Source organism: Rhodocaloribacter sp. (genome assembly GCF_056451265.1).
In genome coordinates, this window is the sequence record NZ_JBWOPL010000081.1 from 1 (window position 1) to 5119 (window position 5119).

3 protein-coding genes and 1 pseudogene are annotated in these 5119 nt (G+C 63.8%); all 4 read left to right on the forward strand.

Translation table 11 applies throughout. The features are described from left to right. Positions 1–116: 116 nt before the first annotated feature. Complete coding sequence (locus tag AC1HIY_RS14420; RefSeq protein ID WP_479577497.1) at positions 117–1739, forward strand: heparinase II/III family protein; 1623 nt, start codon at positions 117–119, stop codon at positions 1737–1739. Positions 1740–1901: 162 nt separating this feature from the next. Further along, on the forward strand, positions 1902–3197 hold the full coding sequence (locus AC1HIY_RS14425) for a glycosyltransferase family 4 protein (RefSeq protein WP_479577498.1): 1296 nt from the start codon (positions 1902–1904) through the stop codon (positions 3195–3197). Positions 3198–3258: 61 nt separating this feature from the next. Then, positions 3259–4386: a non-hydrolyzing UDP-N-acetylglucosamine 2-epimerase gene (wecB, locus tag AC1HIY_RS14430; protein WP_479577499.1), complete on the forward strand. Its 1128-nt coding sequence runs from the start codon at positions 3259–3261 to the stop codon at positions 4384–4386. Between the two features lie 542 nt (positions 4387–4928). Then, a pseudogene (locus AC1HIY_RS14435) lies at positions 4929–5119 on the forward strand (hypothetical protein); the annotation flags it as partial.

A 5119-nucleotide genomic window follows, 5' to 3' on the forward strand; every position in this document is an offset into this window, starting at 1 on the left:
ATCCCGTTCGACGAACTCGTGTCGGGGATGCAGGCCGTCTTCGCTGCCCGGCAGTCGCTCGCCTCCGGGCAGCCCGTGGAGGTGACGCCGTATCGCATCGCTCAGGACGCGCCCGCATGAAGACGACTGCGCTCCGGTACGCGCGCACCCTTCGCCGGCTGAGGCCCTGGCAGGTGGCCGGCCGCATCGTCGCGGCGGCGAAGCGGAAAGCGGGGCTCACCCGGATTCCCGCGCCGCCGGCAAAGCTCGTCCCCCGGCTTTCGCCTCGTGCGCCCTTTCCCGCGCATGAGCCATGGAATACACGCGAGGCGATACGGGCCGGACGCTTCCGGTTCCTGAATGAAGCCGCCGACCTCGGCAGCCCGGTCGATTGGGTCGCCGCCGACCGACCGCTCCTCTGGCGCTTCAATCTGCACTACTTCCATTATCTGCATCTCCTTACGCCCGACGAGCGAGTGGCGTTGTGCCGGTCCTGGGTAGCGGCGAATCCTTCGGGAAAGGGAGTCGGGTGGCATCCGTATCCGACGGCGCTTCGCCTCGTGAACTGGTGCCGGGCCGGAGTGTCGGAGCCGGATTTGCTCGCGAGCCTCTACCGGCAGGCAGCCTTTCTCTTTCGCAATCTTGAAACCCACATCGGGGGCAATCATCTCCTCGAAAATGCTCGCGCGCTCGTTGTGGCAGGCCTTTTTTTGGAAGGACAGGGCGAGGCGCCGCGATGGCTGGCGAAGGGCCTCGATCTTTTCCGACAGGAGACGCGGGAGCAGATCCTCCCCGACGGAGGGCATTACGAGCGCAGTCCGATGTATCATGCGCTCATGCTTGAAGGATACCTCGACGTGCTCAACGTGCTCCCGCCCGACCACGCTGACCGCGTGTGGTTACTCGACACGGCGAAGCGCATGGGCGATGCGCTCGCTACGATGACGCATCCGGATGGTCGCCTGGCGCTTTTCAACGACGCTACGCACGAGATCGCGCGCGCTCCGGAAACGCTCACCCAATATCTCCACACGCTGACCGGGCACATGCCTCGTGCGCAAGTCTCGCTGCCGGATACGGGCTACTTCAGGCATCGGGACGAGGAGGTTTGTCTGATCATCGATGGAGGGCCGGTGGGTCCGGATCACCTCCTCGCGCATGCGCATGCGGATATTTTTAGCTATGAACTCGCGGTGGGTGGAGAGACGTTCGTCGTGGATAGCGGTGTCTTCGAGTACCCCGCGGGGCCGATGCGCGCATACGTGCGGAGCACCGCTGCCCACAACACCGTGTGCATCGACGGCCTGGATCAGGTGGAATGCTGGGACAGCTTCCGCGTGGCGAGGCGTTTTGCTCCGGAAGCGGTCGTTTTCGAACGGTCCGAGGGTGCGACGCGCTTCGAGGGAACCTTCGTCGGCTATGCGCGCCTCATCGGCGACGGGATTCGGCATCACCGACGGGTGCAGGTCGAGAAGGAGCGTCGACGGATCACGGTGCTTGATCGGGTGGAAGGACGAGGGCGGCATCGGGTCGAGAGCCGAATCCACCTCCATCCTTCGGTGAAGGTTACGCCGGAGAACGACGGATTCACCCTGCGGCGGGGGGAAACAACGTGTCGGCTCACGGTGGAAGCGGGACCCGTGCGCGTGACGGACGGCTGGTATTGCCCCCGGTTCGGTGTTCGCGAAAAGAACCCGGTTGTCGTTCTCGGCGACACCTTTTCTTTGCCTGTAGATCTGATCTATTGCATCGAATATTGAAAGCAGGCCATGGTGGCACGCCGCTTGTGAGAGCACGCAAGACGTGAGAGGAGGGGGCACTTTTTATGACGCCCCGGAAAAAGTTAAAGATCAGCCCGGAAGTTCACGCCGCTTCCGTCCTGCTTCCTCCGAAAGCATCAACGTGAGACCGGCTGTCCGGCTATGCGCATCTTATTTATCAGCAATAATTTTCCGCCCGAGGTGAATGCGCCTGCCACCCGTGTGTTCGAGCACGCGCGGCAATGGGTGCGCGACGGGCATGAGGTGGAGGTGCTCACGAGCGCGCCGCATTTTCCCGAAGGCGTCGTGTATGAGGGGCATCAGAATCGCTTCAAGAGGGAGGAGGTCGAAGGCATCAAGGTCACGCGCGTGCCGATGTACGTGACGGCGAACGCGGGTGTGCTCCGGCGGACGCTGAGCTTCGTCTCGTTTATGGCGTCGGCGCGGTGGCATGCCGGGAAGCTGCAGCAACACCCGGACGTCGTCGTGGCGACCTCGCCGCAGTTCTTCGCGGGGATCGCGGGTTACCTCATGGGGCGTCGCCTGCGCGTGCCGTTCGTCTTCGAAGTGCGCGACCTCTGGCCCGAGTCGATCGTAGCCGTCGGGGCCATGCGACGCAATGCGCTCATCCGGTTTTTCGAAGGAGTCGAGGAGTTTCTATACCGGAAGGCACGGCACATCGTGGTCGTGACGGACGCCTTCAAGCGGTCCATCGCGGCGAAGGGGATCGACGAGGAAAAGATCTCGGTCATCAAAAACGGCGTCGACCCTTCGGCGTGGAACGAGCCGCTCGATGAAGCCCGCCTGGCGGCCTGGCGGCAAAAGCTCGGACTCGAAGGCAAGTTTGTGGCCGCCTACATCGGCACCATCGGCATGGCCCACCGCGCCGACGTGGTGCTGGAGGCGGCGCGCCGGTGCGAGGATCCGGACATCGTCTTCATGGTGGTGGGAACGGGGGCCGAGCGGGAGACGCTGGAAGCGAGACAGGCGGAACTCCAACTGCCGAACTTCCGCCTCGTCGACAAGGTATCCAAAGCCGAGGTCCGGTATCTGATGGCTCTCACCGACGTGAGCATCGTCCACCTCCGGGATTCGCGCCTGTTCGAGACGGTCATCCCGTCGAAGATCTTCGAGGCCATGGTTACGCAGACCCCCATCGTGCTCGGTGTTCGGGGAGAGACGAAGGCGATCATCGAAGAAGCCGGGGCGGGCATCCCGATCCCTCCCGAAGACGCCGGTGCGCTCGTCGCGGCGGTGGAGCGCCTGAGTCGCCATCCGGAGCTGTACGCGGAAATGGGCCGAAAGGGCGCCGCGCACGTGCGGGCGCGCTTCGACCGGAGCAAGCTGGCCCGCCGGTACGCCGCCCTGCTCGAATACGTGGCCCTCGGCGGGGAAGGGCAGCCGCCGGCGGCGGACCCCGCAAACGTCCGGGTCGAAGATGCGCCTGCCGGCGTCTGAGCCTGAGAGAAAGCTTACGCAACGTCAAATAAATGACTTCTGCCCCCTTGCGGGTCGCCCTATGAACGCACACATCGAGAGAAAGAACGGGTCCCCTGTCAAAGTGCTTAACGTGGTCGGGGCGCGGCCCAATTTCATGAAGGTCGCCCCGCTCCATCGGGCGTTCGAGGCGCACCCCCGGTTCGTCTCGCGCATCGTCCACACCGGGCAGCACTACGACGAGCGGATGAGCGACATCTTCTTTCGTCAGCTCGAGATGCCCGAGCCGCACCTGTATCTGGGGGTAGGGAGCGGCACGCACGCCGAGCAGACGGCCCGCGTGATGACGGCGTTCGAGCGTGTGCTCGCCGAGGAACGGCCCGACCTCGTCCTCGTCGTGGGCGACGTGAACTCGACGCTCGCGTGCAGCCTCGTGGCGGTCAAGCAGCACGTGCCGGTCGCGCACGTCGAGGCGGGCCTGCGCAGCGGCGACCGCACGATGCCGGAGGAGATCAACCGCATCGTGACCGACAGCATCTCCGATTTCCTTTTCGTGACCGAAAAGAGCGGGCTCCGCAACCTCGCCGCCGAGGGAGCGCCGGAGGAGAAGGTCTTTTTTGTCGGCAACGTGATGATCGACGCGCTCGTGCAGTTTCGGGAGAAGGCGTCGCGCACCACCATCCTGGAGGATCTCGGTCTCGATCCGGCGAGCTACGTGCTGATGACCATGCACCGTCCCGCCAACGTGGATCGCGAGGAAGGACTGTCGGCATTGCTGGAGACGCTCGAAGCGCTTGCCGCCCGCCGGCCGGTCGTCTTCCCGATCCACCCCCGCACCCGCCGTCGCTTCGGCGACTTCGGGATGGCAAAGCGGCTCGAAGCCATAGAGAACCTGCGCCTGCTCGAACCGCTCGGCTACCTGGAGTTCCTCCGCTTGATGGAGCAGGCCGCCGTGGTCGTCACCGACTCGGGCGGGATTCAGGAGGAGACGACGTTCCTGAAGGTGCCGTGCCTGACGCTTCGGGAAAACACCGAACGCCCGGTCACCATCGAACTGGGCACGAACGAGTTGATGCCGCTCGATCCGCAATGCATCGCCCGACGGGTGGCGGCGATCGGCACGAACGGTCGCGCCCACGGCGCCGCGCCCCCGCTGTGGGACGGGCAGGCGGCCTGGCGCATCGTGGACGCGCTCGATACAGAATTGTAAAGCAAAAGAAACAGATGGACGCAGCTCCGGGCTTGATTTCGAACGAGCCCGGAGATATAATGAGCGTTGCCGGTTCAAGAGGCAACGTGAGCCGAAGGATACGAACCGGCTCGCGCTGCCTTTTTTTATGGCCTGTCTCTGGGCATTCCGCCCGAAGTATTGAAGCGTGTGGGTTTGTCGAGGGGGGAAGCTGGTTGGGAACCGTTCCTACGTGATTCCGGGCATAGATCCCGGTTTGGCCGAAGGCTTCTAATGAGGGACCTTCAGGGCTTAAGAAGCCAAAGTCCCGGACCGATGCTAGCTCCTACGATCCACCCTGAATCCAGGGTGTTTTCAGTGCGTCTGTCAATTGTTAATACGAGAGTTGGGCTATGGGTACTCGTCGTTGGATAGCCTTCATTTCGCGGATTGGGGCGATTGAAGGAAAAACGGCTCCGGTTTGCTGCGAAGTTCGCGGCGCCGTGGTCTCCGGGACGTCACGCCGTGCGATAGCGGATCGTCTCCGGCTTGTCGGCGCCGGAGCAATCTGCATGCTCTTGCTGATGCCGTCGCTCCTTTTCGGCGCATCCGCTCCTGAGCCGAAGGATCCACCCCGCCATGCGGCCACCTATCTCCTCGATGCCTATCCCGACGCCTACGCGGCCTATAGTCTGCGCAAGCTGAGCAGCACGTACGACGGGCCCGCCATTCGCGTGCGCCGGAGCAGTGACGACGCCGAGGAGGACTTCGGCTT